We start from the raw sequence: 23,378 nt of genomic DNA, 5'->3' as shown, positions 1-23,378 counted from the left end.
ACCACCCCCACCCGGGCACGGAAGGACCCTCACCAGTCGTGACCGACGAGTGCATCCACGGTTTCCCCACCGAGCTCTGCGACATCTGTGCCCCCCGCCAGCGCGAGGCGCCGGCAGCCCCCACCCCGGCTCCGCGCCGGACCCGCATCACCACCTCCCTCCGCAGCACCCCGGGCCCCCTCGGCTCGGGCTCCTCGCTCCGCTCGCCCGCGGCGCCCGAGCTGCCCGAACCGCGTGACTTCGGCGCCCTCCGCGCCCACCACGTCACGCACGTCGACAACCTCGCGGCGATCGTCGCCGAGGGTGCCGTCCTCGCCGCCGACGCCGCCACCCCCGCGGTCGACGTCAGCGCTCCCGAGACGCGGGCGGCCCGTGCCGAGGCGACCGCACCCGACGGCGGCCCCGTGTCCGGTCACGTCGCGTTCACGCTCTCGCCCGACGCCACCCGGTGGGACGAGCTCCGCCGCGGCGCCCAGGGCGCCCGGTGGTCCGACGCGGCTCGGCGGACCCGGGCGACCGAGTACGTCGTGCTCGTCGTCCCCGTGTCGGCCTTCGGTGCGTCCGTCATCGTCGCCGACCAGGACGCCGAGGCCGAGGACGTCCGCTTCGCCGTCGGCCCCGAGGCGGCGACGAACCTCATCCGGCGCACGGACTTCACCGACCCGGAGATGCACGGCCTCGAGCTGCTCGCCGGGCCGCGCGTGCCGTTCTCCTCCGTCGCGGTCATCGGCGTGCCGAACGACCGGGTCCGCCAGCAGGTCAAGGCGCTCCTCGCCGAGCACCGCGGACACGCGCCGCGTGTCGCGGTCTTCCCGCCGTGGTTCGTGCCGCCCGTGGTCGACGCCGAGTAGCCGTCCGACGCGCTGCGGACGCACCCTCCCGACCACACGTCGGGAGGGTGCGCCGCGTTGCGGGGCCGGCGCGGGCCTCCCGTCCGGATCCCCGTCGTTCCGCGGGAGTGGGCCGTCCCGACACGCCAACGAAACGCGACACGCCCGGGTTGCACGGATCGTGTGCCTGTGCGAGACTTGTCCGGTTCCGAATTCCGCGGGCGCTCGCGCGCGCAGGATCACTGCTCTGGCAGTGCACAACCCCTCCGTCCAGCGGAGCTGGGTTGGGCCGCAGGCAGCAGAACACGATCGAATCCCCACGAAGCGCGACGAGCAGCGCTGTGTCGAGAGGCACGGCTGTGCCCGGAGTGCGGGGAAGCGACATGCCCACGCTGGACGGCCACGGTCGCCCTGCGCGGTTGACAGGAGAACAGCGGTCATCCCCCGTGGATGCGGCCGGTTGGTTCAGGAAAACAGCCAAGCCCTGCAGGAATGCACGGTGACGGCGGCGTCAGGCGGCCCGAGGGTGCGCGGCGCAGAGAGGACAGAGAGACACATGGCGGGACAGAAGATCCGCATCCGGCTCAAGTCGTACGACCACGAGGTCATCGACACGTCGGCCCGGAAGATCGTCGACACGGTGACCCGTGCCGGTGCGACCGTGGTCGGCCCGGTGCCGCTCCCCACCGAGAAGAACGTGGTCACCGTGATCCGTTCGCCCCACAAGTACAAGGACTCGCGCGAGCACTTCGAGAAGCGCACGCACAAGCGGGTCATCGACATCGTCGACCCGACGCCGAAGGCCGTCGACTCGCTCATGCGACTCGACCTCCCGGCTGACGTCAACATCGAGATCAAGCTGTAAGGGGGACCGACCAATGGCGAACTCAACCAAGACCGTCAAGGGCCTCCTCGGCAAGAAGCTCGGGATGACCCAGGTGTGGGACGAGAACAACAAGTTCATCCCCGTCACCGTGATCGAGGTCGGCCCGAACGTGGTCACCCAGATCCGCAACGTCGAGCGCGACGGCTACGAGGCGATCCAGATCGCCGCCGGCGCCATCGACCCGCGCAAGGTGAACAAGCCGGCCGCCGGCCACTTCGAGGCTGCTGGTGTGACCCCGCGTCGCACCCTCACCGAGATCCGCACCAACGACTCCGCCGAGTACACGCTCGGCCAGGAGCTCACCGTCGACACCTTCGAGGCCGGCCAGAAGGTCGACGTCGTCGGGACGTCGAAGGGCAAGGGCTTCGCCGGTGTCATGAAGCGCCACGGCTTCGCCGGTGTGTCCGCTTCGCACGGTGCCCACCGCAACCACCGCAAGCCCGGTTCGATCGGTGCTTCGTCGACCCCGTCGCGTGTCTTCAAGGGCATGCGCATGGCCGGCCGCATGGGTGGCGAGCGCGTGACCGTCCTCAACCTCACGGTGCACGCCGTCGACGCCGAGAAGGGTCTGCTGCTCGTCAAGGGCGCCGTCCCCGGTGCGCGCGGTCGCTCCGTCTTCGTCCGCACCGCCGTGAAGGGTAAGTGATCATGGCCACCGAGACCGCAACCACGATCGACGTCCTCGACGCGACCGGAGCCGTCGCCGGCAGCATCGAGCTGCCCGCCGAGCTCTTCGACGTCGAGACGAACGTCCCGCTCATCCACCAGGTCGTCACCGCGCAGCTCGCCGCCGCGCGTCAGGGCACCCACAAGACCAAGAACCGTGGCGAAGTCCGCGGTGCCGGTCGCAAGCCGTTCAAGCAGAAGGGCACCGGCCGCTCCCGTCAGGGTTCGGTCCGCGCTCCGGAGCACACCGGCGGTGGCGTCGTCCACGGACCGACCCCGCGCGACTACTCGCAGCGCACCCCGAAGAAGATGATCGCCGCGGCGCTGCTCGGCTCGCTCTCGGACCGTGCCCGCGGTGGCCGCATCGCCGCCGTCGAGTCCTTCGTCCCGGCTGAACTGCCGTCGACCAAGACCGCTCGCACGCTCATCGAGAAGGTCGCGCCCGTCAAGAACGTGCTCGTCGTGCTCGAGTCGGACGACGAGCTCACGCTCAAGTCGGTCCGCAACCTGTCGAACGTCCACGCGCTCTCGTACAGCCAGCTCAACGCCTACGACGTGCTCAAGGCCGACGCCCTCGTCTTCAGCAAGAGCGCACTCGACGCCTTCATCGCGTCGAAGACCGCGAAGGAGATCTCCGCATGAGCGGCTTCAACAAGGACCCGCGCGACATCATCATCTCGCCGGTCGTCTCGGAGAAGAGCTACGGCCTGATCGACCAGGGCAAGTACACGTTCATCGTGGACCCCCGCTCGAACAAGACCGAGATCAAGCTCGCCATCGAGAAGATCTTCGACGTCAAGGTCGCGAGCATCAACACGCTGAACCGCCCGGGCAAGACCCGTCGCACCAAGTTCGGCATGGGCAAGCGCAAGGACACCAAGCGCGCCATCGTGACGCTCAAGTCCGGTTCGATCGACATCTTCACGGCTGTCGGCTGAGGACCAGAGGGATAAATCATGGCTATTCGTAACTACAAGCCGACGACCCCTGGTCGTCGCGGCTCGTCGGTCGCCGACTTCGCTGAGATCACCCGTTCGACGCCGGAGAAGTCGCTGCTTCGTCCGCTGCCGAAGACCGGTGGCCGCAACAGCTCGGGCCGCATCACCACCCGCCACATCGGTGGTGGCCACAAGCGCCAGTACCGCGTGATCGACTTCCGTCGTCACGACAAGGACGGCGTGGACGCCAAGGTCGCGCACATCGAGTACGACCCGAACCGCACCGCGCGCATCGCGCTGCTGCACTACGTCGACGGCACGAAGCGCTACATCATCGCGCCGAACAAGCTCAAGCAGGGCGACGTCGTCGAGCAGGGCCCCGGCGCCGACATCAAGCCCGGCAACAACCTGCCGCTGCGCAACATCCCCGTGGGTACGGTCATCCACGCGATCGAGCTCCGCCCCGGTGGCGGCGCGAAGATGGCGCGTTCGGCCGGTGCCTCGGTGCGTCTCGTCGCCAAGGACGGCCCCTACGCGCAGCTCCGTCTGCCGTCGGGCGAGGTCCGCAACGTCGACGCCCGCTGCCGCGCCACCATCGGCGAGGTCGGCAACGCCGAGCAGTCCAACATCAACTGGGGCAAGGCCGGCCGCATGCGCTGGAAGGGCGTCCGCCCGACCGTGCGTGGTGTCGCGATGAACCCGGTCGACCACCCGCACGGTGGTGGTGAGGGCAAGACGTCCGGTGGTCGTCACCCGGTCAGCCCCTGGGGCCAGGCCGAGGGTCGTACGCGCAAGCCGAACAAGCCGAGCGACAAGCTCATCGTCCGTCGCCGTAACGCCGGCAAGAAGCGCAAGTAGGAGTTCAGAAGATGCCACGCAGTCTGAAGAAGGGCCCCTTCGTCGACGAGCACCTGCTCCGCAAGGTCGTCACGCAGAACGAGGCCAACACCAAGAACGTGATCCGTACGTGGTCGCGTCGCTCGATGATCGTGCCGAACATGCTCGGCCACACGATCGCCGTGCACGACGGCCGCAAGCACATCCCGGTGTTCGTCACCGAGTCGATGGTCGGTCACAAGCTCGGCGAGTTCGCGCCGACCCGCACCTTCCGTGGTCACGTGAAGGACGACAAGAAGGGCCGTCGCCGCTAACGCGGGGACGCAGAGGAGGAACGAAATGGTGGAGTCGATCGCACGCGTGCGACACATCCGCGTCACGCCTCAGAAGGCCCGTCGCGTCATCGAGCTGATCCGCGGCAAGCAGGCCCACGAGGCGCTCGCCATCCTGAAGTTCGCCCCGCAGGCCGCTTCGGAGCCCGTGTACAAGCTGGTCGCCTCGGCGATCGCCAACGCACGTGTCAAGGCGGACTCGACGAACAGCTTCCTCGACGAGCGCGACCTCTACGTGAGCCGCGTCTTCGTCGACGAGGGCACGACCCTGAAGCGGTTCCAGCCGCGCGCCCAGGGCCGGGCCTTCCGCATCAACAAGCGCACCAGCCACATCACGGTCGTCCTCGCGACGCCGGACGAGGTCGAGGCTGCCGCGACGAGCAAGAAGGCGAGCAACTAATGGGCCAGAAGGTCAACCCGTACGGTTTCCGTCTCGGGATCACGACGGACCACGTCTCGCACTGGTTCACCGACAGCACGAAGCAGGGTCAGCGCTACGCCGACTACGTGGCCGAGGACATCAAGGTGCGCGAGTACCTGAAGAAGACCCTCGACCGCGCCGGTGTCGCCCGCATCGAGCTCGAGCGCACCCGTGACCGCGTCCGTGTGGACATCCACACCGCGCGTCCGGGCATCGTCATCGGTCGCCGTGGCGCCGAGGCGGAGCGCGTCCGTGGCGAGCTGGAGAAGCTCACCAAGAAGCAGATCCAGCTCAACATCCTCGAGGTCAAGAACCCCGAGACCGAGGCCCAGCTCGTCGCGCAGGGCATCGCCGAGCAGCTCTCCGCCCGTGTCGCGTTCCGTCGCGCCATGCGCAAGGGCCTGCAGGGTGCACAGCGCGCCGGCGCCAAGGGCGTCCGGATCCAGGTGTCGGGCCGTCTCGGCGGCGCCGAGATGTCGCGCTCGGAGTTCTACCGCGAGGGCCGTGTGCCCCTGCACACGCTCCGCGCGAACATCGACTACGGCTTCTACGAGGCCCGGACCACGTTCGGCCGCATCGGCGTGAAGGTCTGGATCTACAAGGGCGACATCACGAACAAGGAGCTCGCTCGCGAGCAGGCGAACCAGCGTTCGTCGCGCCCCGAGCGTCGTGGCGGCCCGCGTGGCGAGCGCGGCGAGCGTGGGGACCGCCGTGGCGGCGACCGCGGCGGCCGCCAGCAGCAGGCCCCGCAGGACGCGCCGGCCGGCGCAGGAGTTGAGGCGTAACCATGCTTATTCCCCGTCGAGTCAAGCACCGCAAGCAGCACCACCCGAAGCGTTCGGGTCAGGCCACCGGTGGCACCAAGGTCAGCTTCGGCGACTTCGGTATCCAGGCCCTCACCCCGGCGTACGTGACCAACCGTCAGATCGAGTCCGCTCGTATCGCCATGACGCGTCACATCAAGCGTGGCGGCAAGGTGTGGATCAACATCTACCCGGACCGTCCGCTCACCAAGAAGCCGGCTGAGACCCGCATGGGTTCCGGTAAGGGCTCGCCCGAGTGGTGGGTCGCCAACGTCAAGCCGGGTCGTGTGCTCTTCGAGCTCTCCGGCGTCAGCGAGGACATCGCTCGCGAGGCGCTGACCCGTGCAATCCACAAGCTGCCCCTCAAGGCACGCATCATCAAGCGCGAGGAGGGCGACGCATAATGGCGATCGGTTCCAAGGAGCTCCGTCCGACGGAGCTCGACACCTTCGAGAACGAGCGTCTCGCTGACGAGCTGAAGAAGGCCAAGGAGGAACTCTTCAACCTCCGCTTCCAGTCGGCCACCGGCCAGCTGGAGAGCCACGGTCGTCTCCGTGCCGTCAAGCGCGACATCGCACGCATCTACACCGTCCTCCGCGAGCGCGAGCTCGGCATCCGTGCCACCCCCGCGCCCGTCGAGACCGCCACCAAGGCCAAGAAGACGACGAAGAAGGCTGACAAGCCGGCCGAGTCGACCGAGGCCGCTACCGCCGAGGAGAACTGATGGCGAACGAAGAGAAGAACTCCGCCGCCTCGACCCGCGGCTACCGCAAGACGCGTCGCGGCTACGTGACGAGCGACAAGATGGACAAGACCATCGTGGTCGAGGTCGAGGACCGCGTGAAGCACGCGCTCTACGGCAAGATCATCCGCCGCACGTCCAAGGTGAAGGCCCACGACGAGCTCGGCACCGCCGGTGTCGGCGACCTCGTCGTGATCAGCGAGACCCGTCCCCTCAGCGCCTCCAAGCGCTGGCGCCTGGTCGAGATCCTCGAGAAGGCCAAGTAGGCCCCGGCCTGCTTCGGAATAGGAGACAGCAGTGATTCAGCAGGAATCCCGCCTGAAGGTCGCCGACAACACGGGTGCCAAGGAGATCTTGACCATCCGCGTGCTCGGTGGCTCGGGTCGTCGCTACGCCGGCCTCGGTGACGTCATCGTCGCCACGGTGAAGGACGCCATCCCCGGCGGCAACGTGAAGAAGGGTGACGTCGTCAAGGCGGTCATCGTTCGCACCAAGAAGGAGACCCGTCGTCAGGACGGCTCCTACATCAAGTTCGACGAGAACGCGGCAGTGATCCTCAAGGCCGACGGCGACCCGCGCGGTACGCGCATCTTCGGTCCGGTCGGTCGTGAGCTCCGTGACAAGAAGTTCATGAAGATCATCTCGCTCGCGCCGGAGGTGCTGTAAGCCATGGCGAACATCAAGAAGGGTGACCTCGTCCAGGTCATCACGGGCGCCAAGCAGGAGCGTGGCGGCGACCGTGGCAAGCAGGGCAAGGTCATCGAGGTCCTCACGGACAAGAACCGGGTCGTCGTCGAGGGCGTGAACTTCGTCACGAAGCACGTCCGCGTCGGCCAGACGCAGCGTGGTTCGAAGACCGGTGGCATCGAGCAGCACGAGGCTCCGATCCACGTCTCGAACGTCGCCGTCGTCGACCCGAAGACCGGGAAGCCGACCCGCGTCGGTTTCCGCAACGAAGAGGTGGAGAAGGACGGCGTGAAGAAGACCGTCCGCGTCCGCTACGCCAAGAAGTCGGGTGAGAAGCTCTGATGACCGACACGACTGCCGCGCCGGCGACCAAGGTCGAGCCGCGCCTCAAGCAGAAGTACAAGAACGAGATCAAGGCTGCCCTCACCGAGCAGTTCGGGTACGCGAACGTCAACCAGGTCCCCGGCCTGGTCAAGGTCGTCGTGAACACCGGTGTCGGTGAGGCCGCTCGCGACTCGAAGATCATCGACGGGGCCGTCAAGGACCTCACGGCGATCACGGGTCAGAAGCCGGTCGTGACGAAGGCCCGCAAGTCCATCGCGCAGTTCAAGCTGCGTGAGGGCCAGGCCATCGGTGCGCACGTCACCCTCCGCGGTGACCGTGCGTGGGAGTTCATCGACCGCCTCGTCACCCTCGCACTGCCCCGCATCCGCGACTTCCGCGGTCTCAGCGACAAGCAGTTCGACGGGAACGGCAACTACACGTTCGGTCTCACGGAGCAGTCGATGTTCCACGAGATCGACCAGGACCGCATCGACCGCGTGCGTGGCTTCGACATCACCGTCGTGACCACCGCGAAGACGGACGACGAGGGCCGCGCGCTGCTCCGCCAGCTCGGTTTCCCGTTCCGTTCGGCCGACCAGACGGTCTAAGATAGTCCGGGCGCTGCGGGCCGGAGGATTCACGTCCTCCGGCCCGCACGCACGAACACCGGTCGTCGGCGTCAGCCGTCGGCCTCCAGGTCTCCGGGAACCGCTCGGAGACCACCCCGATCGCTCAGGTCGGCATTCGTGGAACGGGTGTCGAAACCAGGCGAAGAATGGACGACCATCATGACGATGACCGATCCGGTCGCAGACATGCTGACCAGATTGCGGAACGCGAACTCGGCGCACCACGACGCCGTCTCGCTCCCCAGCTCCAAGCTGAAGAAGAACATCGCCGAGATCCTCAAGCGCGAGGGTTACATCAGCGAGTGGAAGATCGAGGACGCCCGCGTCGGGCAGACCCTCACGATCGACCTGAAGTACGGCCCCGAGCGCGAGCGTTCGATCGCCGGCATCAAGCGCGTCTCGAAGCCCGGTCTCCGGGTCTACGCGAAGTCGACGGAGATCCCCCAGGTCCTCGGTGGCCTCGGCGTGGCGATCCTCTCGACCTCGTCGGGACTGCTCACCGACCGTGAAGCCGAGCAGAAGGGCGTGGGTGGGGAAGTCCTCGCCTACGTGTGGTGACCGACAATGTCTCGTATCGGACGTCTTCCCATCGACATCCCCGCAGGCGTGACCGTCTCCGTTGACGGTCAGACCGTCGCGGTCAAGGGCCCGAAGGGCGAGCTCGCGCTCGTCGTCGCCGAGCCCATCCAGGCCAAGGTCGAGGAGAACCAGGTCCTCGTCACCCGCCCGGACGACGAGCGCGAGTCCCGTGCCCTGCACGGCCTGACCCGTACCCTCATCGCGAACAACATCGTCGGCGTGACCCAGGGCTACTCCAAGGGCCTCGAGGTCGTCGGCACCGGTTACCGCGTGCAGGCCAAGGGCAGCAACGTCGAGTTCGCGCTCGGCTACTCCCACCCCATCACGGTCGAGCCGCCGGCAGGCATCAGCTTCGCCGTCGAGGGCAACAACAAGCTCACCGTGTCGGGCATCGACAAGCAGGCCGTCGGCGAGGTGGCTGCCAACATCCGCAAGCTGCGCAAGCCCGAGCCCTACAAGGGCAAGGGTGTCCGCTACGCAGGCGAGGTCGTGCGCCGCAAGGCCGGAAAGTCAGGTAAGTGATCATGGCTCTCGGTATCCGAGGAAAGAGCAAGTCGGCCGCCAAGGCGCGTCGTCACAACCGTCTCCGCAAGAAGATCACCGGCACCGAGGCGCGTCCGCGTCTCGCTGTCACCCGGTCGTCGCGTCACGTGTTCGTCCAGGTCATCGACGACGCGAAGGGCCACACCCTGGCCAGCGCGTCGACGATGGAGGCCGACCTCCGTTCGTTCGACGGCGACAAGACGGCCAAGGCCCGTCGCGTCGGCGAGCTCCTCGCCGAGCGTGCGAAGGCCGCCGGCGTCAAGGCCGTGGTCTTCGACCGCGGTGGTAGCAAGTACGCCGGTCGCGTCGCCGCGATCGCCGATGGTGCCCGTGAAGGAGGGCTGAACCTGTGAGCGACATCGCGAACAACAACGAAGCGGCCGAGACCAAGGCCCCGGCAGCGGACACCGCCGCCGTCGCCGAGCGTCCCGTCGAGACCGCCGCGGGCTCCGCGTCGAACAACCGCGACAACGCCGACCAGCGCGGCCGTCGTGGCGGTGGGCGTGACCGTCAGCAGGGTCGTGACCGCAACAACCGCGGTGGCGACAGCCAGTTCCTCGAGCGCGTCGTGACGATCAACCGCGTCTCGAAGGTCGTCAAGGGTGGTCGTCGCTTCAGCTTCACGGCGCTCGTCGTCGTGGGTGACGGCAACGGCCTCGTCGGTGTCGGCTACGGCAAGGCGAAGGAAGTCCCGACCGCGATCTCCAAGGGCGTCGAGGAGGCGAAGAAGAACTTCTTCCGCGTCCCGCGCGTCGGCAACACCATCCCGCACCCGGTGCAGGGTGAGGCCGCTGCCGGTGTCGTCCTCCTGCGTCCGGCCGCTGCCGGTACCGGTGTCATCGCCGGTGGTCCGGTCCGCGCCGTGCTCGAGTGCGCCGGCATCCACGACGTCCTGAGCAAGTCGCTCGGCTCGTCGAACACCATCAACATCGTGCACGCGACCGTCGAGGCGCTGCAGCAGCTCGAGGAGCCCCGCGCCGTCGCGAGCCGTCGTGGCCTCGACGTCGACCGGGTCGTCCCGGCTCGTCTGCTCCACGCCGAGGCCGCGGCCCTGCGTGCCGCGACCGAGAAGGCAGGTGCGTGATGGCGATGCTGAAGATCACGCAGACGAAGTCCGTTATCAGCGAGAAGCAGTACCAGCGCGACACCCTGCGCAGCCTGGGCCTCAAGCGCATCGGCCGTACGGTCCTGCGTGAGGACAACGCCCAGAACCGCGGGTACATCGCGACGGTGGCGCACCTCGTGAAGGTCGAGGAGGTCGACGCATGAGCGACGAGAAGAACGAGCGCGTGCAGGTGCTGAAGCTGCACCACCTCCGCCCCGCCGCGGGCGCCAAGAAGGACCGCACCCGTGTGGGTCGCGGTGAGGGTTCGAAGGGCAAGACCGCCGGCCGTGGCACCAAGGGCCAGAAGGCTCGGTACCAGGTCAAGGTCGGCTTCGAGGGTGGGCAGATGCCGCTGCACATGCGCACCCCGAAGCTCCGCGGGTTCAAGAACCCGTTCCGTGTCGAGTACCAGGTCGTGAACCTGGACAAGATCGCGGAGCTCTACCCCAACGGTGGCGACGTCACCGTCGCGGACCTGGTCGCCAAGGGCGCCGTCCGCAAGAACGAGAAGGTCAAGGTTCTCGGTCAGGGTGACATCAGCGTTGCGCTGACGGTCTCGGTCGACAAGGTCTCGGCGTCCGCCGCCGAGAAGATCGTGGCTGCTGGCGGAACCGTCTCCCAGTAACCCCCGTCGGCGGCCCGTGCGTTTGCGCACGGGCCGCCGTTACGGTTTCCTTGACAGTGGCCGTCGTCCGTCGGCCGGGTCGGTGCTGCCGACCGACACCGTGACGGCCCCGATCGGGCCGCCGGTCCCAGAAGTTCGGAGTCCTCGTGTTCAGAGCGGTCGCGCGCATCATGCGCACCCCCGATCTTCGCAAGAAGATCGGCTTCACCCTCGCGATCATCGCGCTGTTCCGTCTCGGGTCGTACATCCCCGCGCCGTTCGTCGACTACGCCGCCGTGCAGAGCTGCCTCGCCAGCGCGTCGTCCTCCGGTGGGCTCTACGACCTGATCAACCTGTTCTCCGGCGGCGCGCTGCTGAAGCTCTCCGTCTTCGCGCTCGGCATCATGCCGTACATCACGTCGTCGATCATCGTGCAGCTCCTGCGCGTGGTCATCCCGCACTTCGACGCCCTCTACAAGGAGGGCCAATCGGGCCAGGCGAAGCTGACGCAGTACACGCGCTACCTCACCATCGCGCTCGGTGTCCTGCAGTCCACCACGCTCATCACGGTCGCGCGCTCCGGTGCCCTCTTCGGTACGAACGCCTCGGCCTCCTGCTCGTCGATCATCTCGAACGACAGCTGGTACGCGATCATGCTCATGGTCGTCACGCTGACCGCCGGTACGGGCCTCATCATGTGGATGGGCGAGCTCGTCACCGAGCGGGGGATCGGCAACGGGATGTCGCTCCTCATCTTCACGTCCATCGCGGCGCAGTTCCCGTCGGCACTCTGGGCGATCGAGCAGTCGCAGTCCTTCGAGCTCTTCCTCTTCGTGATCCTCGTCGGCCTGGTCATCATGATGGCGGTCGTCTTCGTCGAGCAGTCGCAGCGGCGCATCCCCGTGCAGTACGCCAAGCGCATGGTCGGGCGTCGTACCTACGGCGGCAACAACACCTACATCCCGATCAAGGTGAACATGGCCGGCGTCGTGCCCGTCATCTTCGCTTCGTCGCTGCTGTACCTGCCGGCGCTGGTCGCGCAGTTCAACCAACCCTCCGACGGCTCCGAGCCGGCCGCGTGGGTGACCTGGATCCAGAACAACCTGACCTCGGGTGACAACTGGTTCTACATGGTCCTGTACTTCCTGCTCATCGTCGGCTTCACCTACTTCTACGTCGCGATCACCTTCAACCCCGAAGAGGTCGCCGACAACATGAAGAAGTACGGCGGCTTCATCCCGGGCATCCGGGCCGGTCGCCCGACGGCGGAGTACCTCGACTACGTCCTGACCCGGGTGACGTTGCCCGGCTCGCTCTACCTCGGTCTCATCGCGCTCATCCCGCTGGCAGCACTGGCGCTGTTCGGCGCGAACCAGAACTTCCCGTTCGGCGGCGCGAGCATCCTCATCATCGTGGGTGTCGGTCTCGAGACCGTGAAGCAGATCGACTCGCAGCTGCAGCAACGTCACTACGAAGGGCTTCTCCGTTGAGCGCACGTCTCATCATCGTCGGACCTCCCGGAGCCGGGAAGGGCACCCAGGCCGGTCGCATCGCCGAGGGGTTCGGCGTCCCTGCGATCTCGACGGGCGACATCTTCCGGAAGAACGTCTCCGAGGGCACGCCGCTCGGCCTGCAGGCGAAGGCGATCATGGACGCCGGCAACTACGTGCCGGACGAGCTGACGAACGAGCTGGTCAAGTCGCGGCTCGCCGAGTCCGACGCCGAGCAGGGCTTCCTGCTGGACGGCTACCCCCGCACGGTCGGGCAGGTCGCCTACCTCGACGCGCTGCTCGCCGAGCAGGGCACCGGGATCGACGCCGTCGTGCAGCTCGTGGCGGACCAGGACGCGCTCGTCGCCCGCCTGCTGAAGCGCGCTGAGGAGCAGGGTCGCAGCGACGACAACGAGGAGACGATCCGTCGTCGCCAGGAGGTCTACACGGAGCAGACCGCTCCGATCGTGGCCGCCTACGCCGAGCGTGGGCTCGTGGTCGACGTCGACGGTCTGGGTGGCATCGACGAGGTGGGTGACCGCATCCAGGCGGCCCTGGTCTCGCGCGGGCTCACCGCGGGCGTCTGAGCCCCCTCGTGCGGCGCCGCAAGCCGTCGATCTACAAGTCGCCGGAGGAACTCCGCGCGATGGTCCGTCCCGGGCTGCTCACCGAGGCCGCGCTCACCGCGGTCCGCGCGGCCGTCCGTCCCGGCGTCACGACGGGCGAGCTCGACGCGATCGCCGAGCAGACGATCCGTGACGGCGGCGGTGTCCCCAACTTCCAGCTCGTGCCGGGCTACCGCCACACGCTGTGCGTCTCGGTGAACGACGAGATCGTGCACGGGATCCCCGGCGACCGCGTGCTGCAGCCCGGCGACATCGTGTCGGTGGACGCCGGTGCCGAGGTCGACGGATGGAACGGTGACAGTGCCTTCACGACGGTGCTGCCGGGTGGCGACGCCCCGCTGACCGCCGCTCGGCAGACGCTCTGCGACACCACGGAACGTGCGCTCTGGCACGGCATCGCGGCGCTCGCCCACGCGCGCACCCTCAACGAGGTCGGCGCGGTGATCGAGGACGCGATCGACGAGACGGGTGCCTGGGGCATCGTCGAGGACTTCACGGGCCACGGCATCGGCCGGTCCATGCACGAGGACCCGCCGGTCTTCAACCACCGGGTCCGCGGTGCGGGCCCGGCGGTGAAGCCCGGGCTGGCGGTCGCGATCGAGCCCATGGTCACGGCCGGCACGATCGACAGTTCGACGGACGACGACGACTGGACGATCCGCACGCTGGACGGTTCGGACGCCGCCCACTGGGAGCACTCGGTGGCGGTGCACCCGGGCGGCATCTGGGTGCTGACCGCGGCGGACGGCGGTGCCTCGGGCCTCCTGCCGCTCGGCGTGACGCCGGCCCCCGTGCCGTAGGCAGCGGACGCCGTCCGGCCTGCTGCTCCGGCCTGGAGGCGCGAGCGGCTCCGGTGGGCCGGCCCACCCAGGTGGGTGAACGCACGCCCGCGGGAACGCCGACCGCCCCGCATCGGCAGCCCGACCACGGTGCCTGCGGCCTGTCGGCCCAGCGGCCCGGCCGCCCGACCCTCCGGACGGACCGTGCCGGCGCCGGTGCGCACCGGGCCGTCCAGGTGTGGCGGGAGGACGGCGCCGCACCCCCTGCCCCGCGCGGCCGCTCGGCCGACGCCCCGGTCAGTTCCCGACGGTGCAGGTCTGCTCGGACGCGGACTGCCCAGAGATGCTCGACGGCAGCGGCGTCGCCGACGGGGTCCCGGCGTCGGTCGCGGCGCCCGTCGGCGTCCCGCCCGCGGTGCCGCCCGACGTGTCGCTACCGGTCGACGGTGCCGACGCCGACGCGTCGCTGCCCGGGGTGCTCTGCGCGGTGGGGGACTCCTCCGACGCCCGCCCGGTGGTCGAGTCGCTCAGCGAGGTCTTGCGGTCCTGCTGCAGCGCGACGTTGAGGTCGTGGGCGGCCGCCTCGTCGACGAGCACGTGCGCCGTGTCGTTCGGGTCGTCGACGACCGGGTACTGCACGAAGAGCATCTGCGAGGTGCTCATCCCCCGCAGGGTCGACGCGAGCCCGACGAGCGTCCGGGTCTGCGCGAGGCCGTCGGACAGCGTCATGTTCGACAGGGCTGCTCCGGCCAGCTTGTACAGCGTCACCGGGTTCGAGAGCGTCCCGTCCGACGTCACCTTCCGGAGCAGCGCCGACAGGAACACCTGCTGCGAGCTGATGCGGGCGAGGTCGCTGCCGTCGCCGACACCGTGGCGGCTGCGCAGGAACGCGAGGGCGTCCTGGCCCTCGAGCGTGTGCTGTCCCGCCGCGAGCTGCAGGCCGGTGTAGGTGTCGTCGATCGGCTTCGCGACGCAGACGTCGACGCCGCCGAGCGCGTTCGACATCTCGATGACGCCGTCGAAGGTGATGAGTCCGGCGTAGGGGATGGTGAGGCCGGTCAGGTTCTCCACCGTGTCCACCGCGCAGGAGATCCCGCCGTGTCCGAGGGCCTCGTTGATGAGTTCACTGTCGACCGCCGGGTACGAGGTCCCGGTCTCCGGGTTCGTGCACGCCGGGATCGGCACCTTGAGGTCGCGGGGGAAGCTGACCGCCGTGAGCTGCTGGTGGTCCTGGGAGATGTGCACCAGGATCGTCACGTCGTTGCGGGCTCCCTCGACGTTCTCGTCCGAGTCGAACTGGCCGACACGGGTGTCGCTGCCGAGGAGCAGGATGTTCGCACCGCCCTGCATCGCGGTGATGTCGGCCGTCTCCGCGGTGTTCTGGTCGTCGGTGCTGAGCTGCACGGTGTGCGGCGCGCTGGCGAGCTGTGCGCCCGCGATCGCCGCGACGCTCGTCCCGCTGACGAGCAGGACGGCGACGGCGGACGCGACGAAGCCGACCAGCGTGCCCCAGGCGCGACGGCGGGGCAGCCGGCCGTGGCGGGCGAGGGGGCGGGGTGCATCAGGCACGTGGTCTCCGATCGGTGGTCCGGCGTGGCCGGCGGACGGTCAGCGCGCTCAACGCTACGGCGGCGGAGCCAGCGCGGAGCCCCGAACGCACTGCCAGACCACTGTGGAACGCTCAGCCAGTGCGCCGCGAGCCCCAGACGGAGGGGTTCCGTGGCGCCAGCACTTGGCAATCTGGCACTCATCCCATACGATTGATCTTTGGTGTGTCATGCCCTTCGGCGTGGCGCCCGACCCGCAGACCGGCTCGGGGATCACACCGGTAATCCAACCAAGCGACAGTGAGGCTATGGCCAAGAAAGACGGCGTCATCGAGATCGAGGGCTCGGTGCTCGAAGCTCTGCCCAACGCGATGTTCCGCGTTGAGCTGACCAACGGACACAAGGTCCTCGCGCACATCTCCGGGAAGATGCGCCAGCACTACATCCGCATCCTCCCCGAGGACCGCGTGATCGTGGAGCTGAGCCCGTACGACCTGACCCGCGGCCGGATCGTCTACCGCTACAAGTGATCCGCGAGCTGGAAAGGAACGGCTCGGCGAACCCGCCGGGCACGAAGCCAGCGAGCAACAGGAAGCAATCATGAAGGTCAACCCCAGCGTCAAGCCCATCTGCGAGCACTGCCGTGTCATCCGCCGCAAGGGCCGCGTCATGGTGATCTGCAAGAGCAACCCGCGCCACAAGCAGCGCCAGGGCTGAGCTCCCAGCAGGACCCACAACTCAACACTGAACACGCAGTACCAGAACCCCGGTCCGGCCTCGGCCGCGATCGGGGGGACACCTCGGGGCGGAGGCCCGGGCACCGGTACTGCGCCACACCTCCACCGAAAACAGGAGCAGCCAGCACATGGCACGTCTAGCAGGCGTCGACATCCCGCGCGAGAAGCGCGTGGAGATCGCACTCACGTACATCTACGGCGTCGGCCGTACCCGCGCGGTCCAGGCACTCGCCGAGACCGGTATCTCCGGTGACATCCGCGTCAAGGACCTGACCGACGACCAGCTCGTCGCCCTCCGTGACTTCATCGAGGGCAACTTCAAGGTGGAGGGTGACCTCCGCCGCGAGGTCGCCGCCGACATCCGCCGCAAGGTCGAGATCGGTAGCTACGAGGGTCTCCGCCACCGTCGTGGTCTCCCGGTGCGTGGTCAGCGCACCAAGACCAACGCGCGTACCCGCAAGGGACCGAAGCGCACCGTGGCAGGCAAGAAGAAGGCCCGATAGGAGATCATCATGGCTACCCCCAAGACTGCCGCGCGCAAGCCGCGTCGCAAGGAGAAGAAGAACGTCGCCGTGGGCCAGGCCCACATCAAGAGCACGTTCAACAACACCATCGTCAGCATCACCGACCCGTCGGGTGCCGTCCTCAGCTGGGCGTCCTCGGGTGCCGTGGGCTTCAAGGGTTCGCGCAAGTCGACGCCGTTCGCGGCGCAGCTCGCCGCCGAGTCCGCTGCGCGTCAGGCGCAGGAGCACGGCGTCAAGAAGGTCGACGTCTTCGTCAAGGGTCCGGGCTCGGGCCGCGAGACCGCGATCCGTTCCCTCCAGGCCGCTGGCCTCGAGGTCGGCTCGATCAACGACGTCACCCCGCAGGCGCACAACGGCTGCCGCCCGCCGAAGCGTCGCCGCGTCTGACGCGAGGAGCAACCGGCCGTTCCCCGCTCGTCCCCTGACCGGGGCGAGCGGGGCCGGCCATTCCTGGTCGTTCGATCGCGCACGACGGGCCCCTCGGGTCCGCCGGTGCGCGTGATCACAACTCAACAGACCCGTCGGGGCCCGGTCGGCCCCGTCGTACCGCCGAGTGTCATATAGCGGACACTCCGCCGAAAGGAATCCCACAGTGCTCATTGCACAGCGCCCCACCCTGACCGAGGAGTCGATCTCCGAGTACCGCTCGCGCTTCGTCATCGAGCCGCTCGAGCCGGGCTTCGGTTACACCCTCGGCAACTCGCTGCGCCGCACGCTCCTCTCCTCGATCCCCGGCGCGGCTGTCACCAGCATCCGCATCGACGGCGTCCTCCACGAGTTCAGCACCGTCCCCGGTGTCAAGGAAGACGTCACCGAGATCATCCTCAACATCAAGAGCCTCGTCGTCTCCAGCGAGCACGACGAGCCGATCACCGCGTACCTGCGCAAGCAGGGTGCCGGTCAGGTCACCGCGGCGGACATCTCCGCCCCGGCCGGCGTCGAGATCCACAACCCGGACCTCGTCATCGCGACCCTGAACGACACCGCGCGCTTCGAGCTCGAGCTCACGATCGAGCGTGGCCGTGGCTACGTCTCGGCGACGCAGAACCGTTCGGAGTTCAGCGAGGCCGGGCAGATCCCGATCGACTCGATCTACTCGCCGGTCCTCAAGGTCACCTACCGCGTCGAGGCGACGCGTGCCGGTGAGCGTACGGACTTCGACCGCCTGGTCGTCGACGTCGAGACGAAGCCGGCGATCTCGCCGCGCGACGCCATCGCGTCGGCCGGTCGCACGCTGGTCGAGCTGTTCGGTCTCGCCCGCGAGCTGAACACGGCGGCCGAGGGCATCGAGATCGGCCCCGCGCCGGTCGACGCGGTGCTCTCGAACGAGCTGCAGACCCCGATCGAGGACCTCGACCTGTCGGTGCGCAGCTACAACTGCCTCAAGCGGGAGGGCATCAACACGGTGTCCGAGCTCGTCGCCCTGTCGGAGACGCAGCTCATGAACATCCGCAACTTCGGTCAGAAGTCGGTGGACGAGGTCAAGGACAAGCTCACCGAGCTCGGCCTGTCCCTCAAGGACACCGTCCCCGGATTCGACGGCGCCCACTTCTACAGCGGGTACGACGAGGACGAGTCCAGCAACTGACCTCGCGCTGACGCGCACGCGCGCCGCTGACGCAGCGCGCACCACCATCACCACTGGAGAACTGACATGCCGAAGCCCACCAAGGGCCCCCGCCTCGGTGGCGGCCCCGCCCACGAGCGCCTGCTCCTGAGCAACCTCGCCAACGCCCTGTTCACGCACGGCCGCATCACCACCACCGAGACGAAGGCCAAGCGCCTCCGTCCCGTCGCCGAGCGTCTCATCACGTTCGCGAAGCGTGGCGACCTGCACGCCCGTCGTCGGGTCATCGCGCAGCTGCGTGACAAGTCCGTCGTGCACACGCTGTTCACGGAGATCGCCCCGCAGGTCGAGGACCGTCAGGGCGGCTACACCCGCATCACGAAGCTCGGCTTCCGCAAGGGTGACAACGCGCCGCTGGCCTCGATCGAGCTCGTGCTCGAGCCGGTCTCGGGCAAGCCCGCCCCCGTGAAGCGCGACGCTGCCCCGGCCGCTGCCGCGCCGGTCGAGGAGACCCCGGCCGAGGAGACCCCGGTCGAGTCGACGGAGACGACCGAGGAGTCCGCTCCGGTCGAGGCCGAGACCGAGACCCCGGCTGCCGCCGAGGTCGAGGCCGACGCCGCTGCGAAGTCGGACGACGCCAAGTAGGTCCCACCACCACGAGGAAGCCCCCGCGACGTTCGTCGCGGGGGCTTCCTCGCGTTCCCAGGGCCACCAGGGACGGACGGGAGGCGCACTGCGGGCCCGTGCCGTGCCTCCCGTCCGGTGCGCACCCGCGTCGGCTCACAGGGGCACCGCCGTACGGTGATCGCGACATGGCGAGAGCGGAACGGATCACCGGCGCGGGGCGCCGCCTGTGGCGGTGGAGCCGCGACTCCGGCACCCAGCCGCGGCTGTTGCTCGCGGCCAAGGCCGCACTGGCCGCGGTGATCGCGTGGACGCTCGCGAAGTACGCGCCCGGCGTCGCCGCCGAGTACCCGTACTACGCGCCGCTCGGTGCGATCGTGGCGATGCGCACGACCGTCTTCGCGGGGATCCGCGCCGGCGTGCAGACGCTGGTCGGGATCACGCTCGGCATCCTCATCGCGGGTCTCACGATGCTCGTCGGGGATCCCGGCGTCGTGGCGGTGGCTCTGGCGGTCGGACTCGGCGTGCTCGTCAGCGGGTTCCGGGTGCTCGGCGAGGGCTACTCCTGGGTGCCGATGGCCGCGCTGTTCGTGCTGCTCGTCGGAGGTGGCAACGCCGAGGGGTACTCCTTCGCCTACGTCGTGCAGATGGCGATCGGCATCGGGATCGGCCTCGCCGTGAACTTCGCCGTGGTCCCGCCGCTGCACTTCTGGGACGCGGAGCGCCGCATCGACCAGGTGAACGGCGTGCTCGCGCAGCAGCTCGACGACCTCGCCGACGTGCTCGACAAGGGCGAGCCGGACACCGGGGCGTGGGACCGGCAGCAGGAGCGTCTCGACAAGGCGATCGCCGACGTGCGGGACCGGGTCTCGACCGCGCAGGAGAGTCGCCGCATGAACCCCCGGAGTGCGCTCCGGGGGTCGCGTGCGCGCCTGCAGACCGACGGCGCACGTTTCCGGGCGCTCGAGCGGGTGGCCTGGTACACGACCGACCTCACCGAGCTCGTGGCGCGGTCCGGACCGGTCGCGGAGAACATCGGACGGCCGGACCCGGCGTTCGCCGGACCGTTCGCCGCCGCACTCCGGAAGGTCGCCTGCGTGGTGCGCGGCGACTGCCCCGAGGACGGGGCGGACGAGTCGATCGCGGAGCTCGAGCGTGCGCTGGACGCCAGCGACGCCGACCCGTCGCAGGTCACCGTGACGTCCAGCGCGATCGTCGCGTTGCGGGGCGTCCTCGAGTCCGAGAAGCGCGCGACAGCGGACGTCGACACCGAGACCGGACCCTCCGGTCGGCGGGGCTAGGAGCGCCCGGCACCAGCCGCGGGACGCCGTCCCGCTCAGTAGGATCGGGTCGTGCCCGTCGCGTCCCGTGTCGCCGTCCTCGGACCGGTGACGGTGGCGGGACCGGACGGTGCCACGGTCTCCGTTCCCGGTGCGCTCGCGCGGTCGTTCGTGACCGCGCTGGTGCTCGCGCCCGGCCACGCGCTCGGTGCCGACGCGCTGATCGACGAGCTCTGGGGGGACGACCGGCCGAAGGGCGCCCGGGCGGCCCTGCAGACCCTGGTCTCCCGACTGCGCCGGACGACCGCGGACGGCCTCGTCGTGTCGACCAGCACGGGCTACGCGCTCGGTGGCGACCCGACGGGCATCGACCTCGTCGCCGCGGAGCGGGCGGTGCACGTGCCCGACAGTGCAGCGGTGCGGGGAGTGCTCGCCCGCTGGCGGGGTGCACCGGGCGCGGACGTCGACGGGGACCTGGGATCGGCACTCGCCGACCGCGCGGCCGCGGCCGAGCACGCCCTGCGTCGTCGGCTCGCCGCACTGCTGCTCGAGGAGGGTGACGCCGCCGCTGCCGCGACCACCTGGCTCGCCGAGGTCGACGCGGCACCCTTCGACGACACGGCCGCCGGCGGAGCGATGCGCGCCCTCGACGCCGACGGGCGCACCGCCGAGGCGCTCGCGGTGTTCGCCGCGCACCGGGAACGGCTGGCGGACGGGCTCGGGGCCGACCCGTCCGCGGAGCTCGTGCGGCTGAACGCCGAACTCCTCAGGCGGTCCACGGCCGCGCACGACCACCCGGTCCGGCGCACCGGGCTCCGGGTCGCACCGAACGAGCTCGTCGGGCGGCAGGACGACGTCGCGATCGTGTCCCGGTTGCTCGACGAGCACCGCCTGGTCACGGTGCTCGGACCCGGCGGACTCGGCAAGACCCGGCTGGCGCAGGCAGTCGCCGCAGCACTGCCCCCGACCACCGGTGTCGTCGTGTGCGAGCTGGCCCCGCTCGGCGACGGCGAGGACCTGCTGCCGGCCCTCGGCGCCCTGCTCGGCATCGCCGAGGTGCGGACCGCCCGGATGCTCCAGGACGCCGTGGTCACCGACCTCTGGGCGCGGGTGGTCCGGGCGCTCGACGACGGCCCGACGGTGCTCGTGCTCGACAACTGCGAACACCTGCTGCACGCTGTCGCCCGCCGCACCGCCGACCTGCTCGCCGCCGTGCCCGGGCTCCGTGTGCTCACCACCTCGCGTGCGCCGCTCGCGATCGCGGGCGAGGTCGTCGCACCCCTCGGGCCGTTGCCGGTCGAGGCCGACGGCGCCGCGGTCCGGCTGTTCACCGAACGCGCCCGTGCCGCCCGGCCCGGTGCCGTGCTCCCCGTCGACGCGGTGCGCAGGATCTGCACCCGGCTCGACGGTTCGCCGCTCGCCATCGAGCTCGCCGCCGCCCGCATCCGGGGCATGTCGGTCGACGAGGTCGAACGTCGGCTCGACGACCGCTTCGCCCTGCTGCGCGGAGGTGACCGCAGCGCTCCCGAACGGCACCGCACCCTGCTCGCGGTCATCGAGTGGAGCTGGCGGCTCCTCGACGAAGGTGCTCAGGACCTGCTGACCCGGTTGGCACTGTTCCCCGACGGTGTCTCGGTCGAGGCCGTCGAGTCGGTCGCCGAGCCCGCCAGACGCCCGGACGCGCTCGACGACCTCGCCGACCTGGTGGAGCAGTCCCTCGTGCAGCTCGTCGAGGTCGAGGGGGACCCGGTGCGCTACCGGCTGCTCGAGACCGTCCGCGAGTTCGGTGCCGCGCGGCTCGCCGAGCGCGGGACCACCGAGGCCGTCCGCGCGGCGATGACCGCCTGGGGCCGGGAGCTGGCCGTGGCACGGGACCTCTTCGCGGTGCGGGGTCCGGCACAACTCGTCGCGTTCACGGAGGTGCGGCGTGAGGCAGACAACCTGGTCACCCTGCTGCGCTGGGCGCTCCGCGCCGACGACGTGCCGACCGTCGCACACGTCTTCGCGGCGCTCGGCGGGTACTGGACGCTCCGAGGCCTGCACCGCGAGGTCGCCGCGACCGCGCCCGACGTCGTCGCTGCCCTGCGCTCGCGCACCCCGGAGCCGGCCGACCACACCGCAGCGGTGATCGGCCTCGTGATGTGCGGCGCGACCGCGGCGTTCACCGACCTCCGCACCACCGCCCGGGCGATCAACGGGCTGCGGGAGCTGCACCGCTCCGGCCGTGCCGAGGACCCGGTCGTCGACGCGCTCGCCGGGCTCCTGCTCACCCTCGGGCGGCCCGAGCAGGGCTTCGCCGAGCTGGCGCGACTGCGTGCTCACCGCGAGCCCGCGGTCTCCCTGCTCGGGCACATGCTCAGCGCGCCGCTCGCCGAGAACGCCGGCGACCCCGTCGGGGCACTGCGGTACGTCCAGCGCGCCGAGGAGCTGACGCGCACGACCGGCGAGGCCTGGACCACGGGTACCGTCGCGGTCACGCTGACCCAGCTGCTCGCGCAGTCCGGGCGGTACCGGGAGTCCCTCGCCGCTGCCGTCACCGCCCGGGAGCACCTCGAGCTGTTCGGGGCGGAGGACGACCTGTACGAGATCGGGTGGACCGTCGGGCTCGCATCGGCCGCGACCGGCGACGTCGACCGTGCCCGCACCGTCGCAGCGGACCTGCGGCACCGGCCCGAGGGCGGCCGCGGCGGGTTCGAGGACCGCGGGCTCATCGCCGTGCTCGCGGTCGCGATCACCGCCGAGTGCGCGCGGTACGAGGGCGACCTCGTGGCAGCCGCGACGGCCTACGCCACGGCCTGGGACGTCGTGCAGCCCGGACGCGGGCCCGCCGCGCACTGGGCGCTCATGGCGGGGGCGGCCCGCATCGCCGCGGTGGACGAGGCGGGCGCGGGCAGGTCCGACGGCGCAGCACCGGGCCTCCCGACCGCCGAGCTGGCGGTGGCCCGCCGGATCCGCGTCGGCACTCTCGTGCAGCTGCGGCTCCGGCAGGCCCGCCGGGACATGCCGGTCATCGGGACGGCGCTCGCCGGGTTGGCGATCGCGTACGCCCGCACCGGCCGTCCGGCCGCAGCGGCGGGCTGCTGGGGCGCGCTCGCCCGGCTCGGCTCGCGACAGGACTTCGCGGTCCTCGCCCACGCACGGCTGCGCCCGCTGCTCGCGGACGCCGTGGGGGAGCAGGAGCTCGTCGACGCCGAGGCGACCGCGGCCGGCTGGGACCGGGCCGAGGCCGCCTCGCGGGTGCGCGCTCTGCTCGAGGGGACCCGGCTGCCGGACTGACG

General features: G+C 69.8%; 33 protein-coding genes. 32 read left to right on the top strand and 1 reads right to left on the bottom strand.

The features are described 5' to 3' along the window. Positions 1-38 precede the first annotated feature (38 nt). From DEJ22_RS14675 to map, 24 genes are all read left to right on the top strand, one after another. The gene (locus tag DEJ22_RS14675) at positions 39-851 is read left to right on the top strand and encodes a DarT ssDNA thymidine ADP-ribosyltransferase family protein (RefSeq protein ID WP_181430839.1); all 813 of its coding nucleotides are present in this window, start codon (positions 39-41) and stop codon (positions 849-851) included. Positions 852-1,386: 535 nt separating this feature from the next. Then, a complete protein-coding gene (gene rpsJ / locus DEJ22_RS14670; RefSeq protein ID WP_022903286.1) occupies positions 1,387-1,695 on the top strand; it encodes a 30S ribosomal protein S10 in 309 nt (102 codons plus the stop codon). 13 nt (positions 1,696-1,708) lie between these two features. Beyond that, positions 1,709-2,362: a 50S ribosomal protein L3 gene (gene rplC, locus DEJ22_RS14665; protein WP_022903285.1), complete on the top strand. Its 654-nt coding sequence runs from the start codon at positions 1,709-1,711 to the stop codon at positions 2,360-2,362. Positions 2,363-2,364: 2 nt separating this feature from the next. Beyond that, positions 2,365-3,024 (top strand): 50S ribosomal protein L4, encoded by a 660-nt coding sequence (gene rplD / locus DEJ22_RS14660; RefSeq protein ID WP_111227397.1) that lies wholly within the window; start codon positions 2,365-2,367, stop codon positions 3,022-3,024. Next, positions 3,021-3,320: a 50S ribosomal protein L23 gene (gene rplW, locus DEJ22_RS14655; RefSeq protein WP_065960036.1), complete on the top strand. Its 300-nt coding sequence runs from the start codon at positions 3,021-3,023 to the stop codon at positions 3,318-3,320. Before rplD ends, rplW begins: the two co-directional genes overlap by 4 nt. An 18-nt stretch (positions 3,321-3,338) precedes the next feature. Then, the gene (gene rplB / locus DEJ22_RS14650) at positions 3,339-4,178 is read left to right on the top strand and encodes a 50S ribosomal protein L2 (protein WP_022903282.1); all 840 of its coding nucleotides are present in this window, start codon (positions 3,339-3,341) and stop codon (positions 4,176-4,178) included. A gap of 11 nt (positions 4,179-4,189) precedes the next feature. Continuing rightward, positions 4,190-4,471, top strand: coding sequence for a 30S ribosomal protein S19 (gene rpsS / locus DEJ22_RS14645; protein WP_017885529.1), 282 nt, complete (start codon positions 4,190-4,192; stop codon positions 4,469-4,471). A gap of 25 nt (positions 4,472-4,496) precedes the next feature. Next, positions 4,497-4,889 (top strand): 50S ribosomal protein L22, encoded by a 393-nt coding sequence (gene rplV, locus DEJ22_RS14640; RefSeq protein WP_058742339.1) that lies wholly within the window; start codon positions 4,497-4,499, stop codon positions 4,887-4,889. Beyond that, a complete protein-coding gene (gene rpsC, locus DEJ22_RS14635; protein ID WP_111227398.1) occupies positions 4,889-5,695 on the top strand; it encodes a 30S ribosomal protein S3 in 807 nt (268 codons plus the stop codon). Before rplV ends, rpsC begins: the two co-directional genes overlap by 1 nt. A gap of 2 nt (positions 5,696-5,697) precedes the next feature. Then, entirely contained in the window at positions 5,698-6,117 is a 420-nt protein-coding gene (rplP, locus tag DEJ22_RS14630; protein ID WP_066657030.1) for a 50S ribosomal protein L16, read from the top strand. Next, positions 6,117-6,437: a 50S ribosomal protein L29 gene (gene rpmC / locus DEJ22_RS14625; RefSeq protein WP_065960029.1), complete on the top strand. Its 321-nt coding sequence runs from the start codon at positions 6,117-6,119 to the stop codon at positions 6,435-6,437. Before rplP ends, rpmC begins: the two co-directional genes overlap by 1 nt. Continuing rightward, on the top strand, positions 6,437-6,721 hold the full coding sequence (gene rpsQ, locus DEJ22_RS14620; RefSeq protein WP_058728266.1) for a 30S ribosomal protein S17: 285 nt from the start codon (positions 6,437-6,439) through the stop codon (positions 6,719-6,721). Before rpmC ends, rpsQ begins: the two co-directional genes overlap by 1 nt. 31 nt (positions 6,722-6,752) lie before the next feature. Beyond that, positions 6,753-7,121, top strand: coding sequence for a 50S ribosomal protein L14 (gene rplN, locus DEJ22_RS14615; protein ID WP_017885523.1), 369 nt, complete (start codon positions 6,753-6,755; stop codon positions 7,119-7,121). Between the two features lie 3 nt (positions 7,122-7,124). After that, entirely contained in the window at positions 7,125-7,484 is a 360-nt protein-coding gene (rplX, locus tag DEJ22_RS14610) for a 50S ribosomal protein L24 (RefSeq protein WP_111227399.1), read from the top strand. Continuing rightward, positions 7,484-8,074: a 50S ribosomal protein L5 gene (gene rplE, locus DEJ22_RS14605; protein WP_111227400.1), complete on the top strand. Its 591-nt coding sequence runs from the start codon at positions 7,484-7,486 to the stop codon at positions 8,072-8,074. Before rplX ends, rplE begins: the two co-directional genes overlap by 1 nt. A 180-nt stretch (positions 8,075-8,254) precedes the next feature. After that, a complete protein-coding gene (gene rpsH, locus DEJ22_RS14600; protein ID WP_058725384.1) occupies positions 8,255-8,653 on the top strand; it encodes a 30S ribosomal protein S8 in 399 nt (132 codons plus the stop codon). Positions 8,654-8,659: 6 nt separating this feature from the next. Then, positions 8,660-9,196 carry a 50S ribosomal protein L6 gene (gene rplF / locus DEJ22_RS14595; RefSeq protein ID WP_111227401.1) on the top strand — a complete coding sequence of 179 codons (537 nt, stop codon included), beginning with the start codon at positions 8,660-8,662 and terminating at the stop codon, positions 9,194-9,196. 2 nt (positions 9,197-9,198) lie between these two features. Continuing rightward, entirely contained in the window at positions 9,199-9,570 is a 372-nt protein-coding gene (rplR, locus tag DEJ22_RS14590; protein WP_111227402.1) for a 50S ribosomal protein L18, read from the top strand. A 5-nt stretch (positions 9,571-9,575) separates the two neighbouring features. Continuing rightward, on the top strand, positions 9,576-10,301 hold the full coding sequence (gene rpsE / locus DEJ22_RS14585; protein WP_111227462.1) for a 30S ribosomal protein S5: 726 nt from the start codon (positions 9,576-9,578) through the stop codon (positions 10,299-10,301). Then, on the top strand, positions 10,301-10,486 hold the full coding sequence (gene rpmD, locus DEJ22_RS14580; protein WP_031273241.1) for a 50S ribosomal protein L30: 186 nt from the start codon (positions 10,301-10,303) through the stop codon (positions 10,484-10,486). The genes rpsE and rpmD overlap by 1 nt, the downstream gene beginning before the upstream one ends. Then, the gene (gene rplO, locus DEJ22_RS14575; RefSeq protein WP_111227403.1) at positions 10,483-10,947 is read left to right on the top strand and encodes a 50S ribosomal protein L15; all 465 of its coding nucleotides are present in this window, start codon (positions 10,483-10,485) and stop codon (positions 10,945-10,947) included. Before rpmD ends, rplO begins: the two co-directional genes overlap by 4 nt. Positions 10,948-11,093: 146 nt before the next feature. Beyond that, positions 11,094-12,416: a preprotein translocase subunit SecY gene (secY, locus tag DEJ22_RS14570; protein WP_111227404.1), complete on the top strand. Its 1,323-nt coding sequence runs from the start codon at positions 11,094-11,096 to the stop codon at positions 12,414-12,416. Beyond that, positions 12,413-13,003: an adenylate kinase gene (locus DEJ22_RS14565; protein ID WP_111227405.1), complete on the top strand. Its 591-nt coding sequence runs from the start codon at positions 12,413-12,415 to the stop codon at positions 13,001-13,003. Before secY ends, DEJ22_RS14565 begins: the two co-directional genes overlap by 4 nt. Positions 13,004-13,011: 8 nt before the next feature. Continuing rightward, positions 13,012-13,842, top strand: a complete 831-nt coding sequence (gene map, locus DEJ22_RS14560) for a type I methionyl aminopeptidase (protein ID WP_258379635.1) — start codon at positions 13,012-13,014, stop codon at positions 13,840-13,842. 276 nt (positions 13,843-14,118) lie between these two features. Here the strand turns inward: map and DEJ22_RS14555 are convergent, their stop codons facing one another. Beyond that, positions 14,119-15,390, bottom strand: a complete 1,272-nt coding sequence (locus DEJ22_RS14555) for an LCP family protein (RefSeq protein ID WP_258379636.1) — start codon at positions 15,388-15,390, stop codon at positions 14,119-14,121. Between the two features lie 286 nt (positions 15,391-15,676). Between DEJ22_RS14555 and infA the strand changes: the two genes are divergently transcribed. The 8 genes from infA to DEJ22_RS14515 all read left to right on the top strand — a co-directional run bounded on the left by infA (position 15,677) and on the right by DEJ22_RS14515 (position 23,376). Beyond that, on the top strand, positions 15,677-15,898 hold the full coding sequence (gene infA / locus DEJ22_RS14550) for a translation initiation factor IF-1 (RefSeq protein ID WP_017885509.1): 222 nt from the start codon (positions 15,677-15,679) through the stop codon (positions 15,896-15,898). A 70-nt stretch (positions 15,899-15,968) separates the two neighbouring features. Then, a complete protein-coding gene (gene rpmJ / locus DEJ22_RS14545) occupies positions 15,969-16,085 on the top strand; it encodes a 50S ribosomal protein L36 (protein ID WP_022903266.1) in 117 nt (38 codons plus the stop codon). A 148-nt stretch (positions 16,086-16,233) separates the two neighbouring features. Continuing rightward, a complete protein-coding gene (rpsM, locus tag DEJ22_RS14540) occupies positions 16,234-16,608 on the top strand; it encodes a 30S ribosomal protein S13 (RefSeq protein WP_058728274.1) in 375 nt (124 codons plus the stop codon). A gap of 9 nt (positions 16,609-16,617) precedes the next feature. Further along, positions 16,618-17,016, top strand: coding sequence for a 30S ribosomal protein S11 (gene rpsK / locus DEJ22_RS14535; protein WP_017885507.1), 399 nt, complete (start codon positions 16,618-16,620; stop codon positions 17,014-17,016). Positions 17,017-17,221: 205 nt separating this feature from the next. Further along, positions 17,222-18,217: a DNA-directed RNA polymerase subunit alpha gene (locus tag DEJ22_RS14530; RefSeq protein WP_111227407.1), complete on the top strand. Its 996-nt coding sequence runs from the start codon at positions 17,222-17,224 to the stop codon at positions 18,215-18,217. A 66-nt stretch (positions 18,218-18,283) separates the two neighbouring features. Continuing rightward, positions 18,284-18,841 carry a 50S ribosomal protein L17 gene (rplQ, locus tag DEJ22_RS14525; RefSeq protein WP_111227408.1) on the top strand — a complete coding sequence of 186 codons (558 nt, stop codon included), beginning with the start codon at positions 18,284-18,286 and terminating at the stop codon, positions 18,839-18,841. Between the two features lie 167 nt (positions 18,842-19,008). Next, on the top strand, positions 19,009-20,121 hold the full coding sequence (locus DEJ22_RS14520; RefSeq protein ID WP_111227409.1) for an FUSC family protein: 1,113 nt from the start codon (positions 19,009-19,011) through the stop codon (positions 20,119-20,121). Positions 20,122-20,172: 51 nt separating this feature from the next. Then, entirely contained in the window at positions 20,173-23,376 is a 3,204-nt protein-coding gene (locus tag DEJ22_RS14515) for an AfsR/SARP family transcriptional regulator (RefSeq protein ID WP_111227410.1), read from the top strand. The last annotated feature ends 2 nt before the right edge of the window (positions 23,377-23,378 follow it).

It is taken from the genome of Curtobacterium sp. MCSS17_007 (assembly GCF_003234175.2).
GTDB lineage: Bacteria > Actinomycetota > Actinomycetes > Actinomycetales > Microbacteriaceae > Curtobacterium.
The sequence above is the reverse complement of the archived record's forward strand: the minus strand, read 5'-3'. Positions and strand labels throughout refer to the sequence as shown.